The organism is Elstera litoralis, assembly GCF_000963705.1.
Lineage (GTDB): Bacteria > Pseudomonadota > Alphaproteobacteria > Elsterales > Elsteraceae > Elstera > Elstera litoralis.
Genome location: NZ_LAJY01000510.1, coordinates 1 through 1586 on the forward strand (window position 1 = coordinate 1; position 1586 = coordinate 1586).

At 60.9% G+C, this 1586-nt stretch carries 2 protein-coding genes and 1 pseudogene; all 3 read right to left on the reverse strand.

Annotated elements, in window-relative coordinates:
* Positions 1–130 precede the first annotated feature (130 nt).
* The gene (locus tag VZ95_RS29825; RefSeq protein ID WP_198148358.1) at positions 131–340 is read right to left on the reverse strand and encodes a TOBE domain-containing protein; all 210 of its coding nucleotides are present in this window, start codon (positions 338–340) and stop codon (positions 131–133) included.
* The gene (locus VZ95_RS16600) at positions 297–1193 is read right to left on the reverse strand and encodes an ABC transporter ATP-binding protein (RefSeq protein WP_198148359.1); all 897 of its coding nucleotides are present in this window, start codon (positions 1191–1193) and stop codon (positions 297–299) included. Before VZ95_RS16600 ends, VZ95_RS29825 begins: the two co-directional genes overlap by 44 nt.
* Position 1194: 1 nt before the next feature.
* Positions 1195–1506, reverse strand: a pseudogene (locus tag VZ95_RS16605) (ABC transporter permease subunit); the annotation flags it as partial.
* Between the last annotated feature and the right edge of the window lie 80 nt (positions 1507–1586).

The window sequence follows — 1586 nt, forward strand, 5'->3', positions numbered from 1 at the left end:
TCCGATTACTTTTTTTCTGAAATGATCTGAGGGCTTCGGCAAGCTATCCCTAAAAAGGGATTCTTAAGGGCCAATCGGCCTTAAGCGGGGCGTCGGGGCAGCGCCCCGACCAATACCCCCCGACAATACCTCAGTTCACCCGCTTCCCCGTTCCCGCGTCGAACACATGCAGCGCTTGCGTTGGCGAGAGCGCTAGTTGGTCACCGCGCGCCACCACGTGCGCGCCATCGAGGCGGGCGGTGAAGGCGGTGCCGTCGGCGAGGGTTGCGTAGACGAGGGTATCGGCCCCGAGGGCTTCAACCAACTCGACGGTGACGGCGAAGACCCCGCCAGCGCGCACGCCGAGATGTTCTGGGCGCACGCCGAGCAACACTTTTTTGCCCGGCTGAGCCTGGCAGTGGTTCGGCGAGGTCCAGCGTCGGGCCGCTGGCGAGGCGCACGGCGCCGGCCTCGGTAATCTCGCCCGGAAGCAGGTTCATGGCGGGGGAGCCGATGAAGCCCGCGACGAAGATGGTTTCCGGGCGGGCGTAAAGCTCCAGCGGCGCGCCGATTTGCTCAGCCCGGCCGTCTTTCAGCACGATCAGCCGGTCGGCCATCGTCATGGCTTCGACCTGATCGTGGGTGACGTAGAGGGCGGTGACGCCGAGGCGCTGCTGGAGCTTCTTAATCTCGACGCGCATTTGTACGCGGAGCTTGGCGTCGAGGTTCGAGAGCGGCTCATCGAACAGAAACAGCTTCGGTTCGCGCACAATCGCCCGGCCCATCGCGACGCGCTGGCGCTGCCCGCCGGAAAGCTGCTTGGGTTTGCGCGCCAGATACGGGGCGAGTTGCAGAATCTCGGCAGCTTGCGCCACGCGGGTTTGAATCTCGGCCTTGTCCATGCCGCGATTCTTCAGGCCATAGGCCATGTTATCGGCGACGGTCATATGGGGGTAGAGCGCGTAATTCTGAAAGACCATCGCAATATCGCGGTCTTTCGGCTCCAGTTTGCTGACCTCGCGGTCGCCGATGGTGATGCTGCCCGAGGTGGCGGTCTCCAGTCCCGCAACGATGCGCAGTAGGGTCGATTTTCCGCAGCCCGAGGGGCCAACGACAACGATGAACTCGCCGTCGCGGATGGCGCAGGAAATGCCGTGCAGAATATGGGTGTCGCCGAAGCTCTTGCGAATGGTATCGAGCGTGACTTGGGCCATCTTATTTCTCCTGTTCCACAAGGCCCTTAACGAACCAGCGCTGCATGGTGAGGATCACGATAATCGGGGGCAGCATGGCGAGAACCGTGGTCGCCATGACAACGCCCCAATCGGTTTGCGCGTCGTCGCCGCCGATCATTTTTTTCATGCCGATAACGATTGTATCCATGCCGCCCGAGGTGGTGATGAGCAGCGGCCATAGGTACTGATTCCAGCCGTAGATGAAGAGAATCACGAACAGCGCGGCGATATTCGTGACCGATAGCGGCAGTAGAATATCCCGAAAGAATTTCAACGGCCCGGCCCCATCGATTKTCAGGTTCGACCCGATAGATTTTGTCGATTATGGCTTACGCGCTGCACAGCATACAGTAACTTGTTAACGGCCTGTGG